Consider the following 300-nt stretch of genomic DNA (forward strand, 5'->3'; position numbering starts at 1 on the left):
TCGAGGGTACTTATTGAAAATCTTCTGGAACAGCGGGAATCGGGAATTACAGGATCCTCTAAATTTTTTTAACGATGCTGCGGAAGGATTGATTGGTGGATTGATCTGGAAACTGAAAACATCTTATCCGCATTTCTGTACCTTACCACATCTAATAGCCATTTATCAGTTTCTGGATACCGATAGTCTCATAAAGTTTTTAGAGACCAATACCACCTCCAGAGCGATGGCAGATGCGTTTATTAGCGGCAAAGATTCCGAAAGGCAGACAGCAGGGGTAAAGAGTACCCTGGCCAATGC

The 300-nt window shown here is 43.0% G+C and carries 1 pseudogene; it reads left to right on the forward strand.

What is annotated here, in order from left to right:
* Positions 1-300, forward strand: a pseudogene (locus tag HC175_RS22840) (type IV secretory system conjugative DNA transfer family protein); the annotation flags it as partial.

The organism is Salinimicrobium oceani (assembly GCF_012037645.1).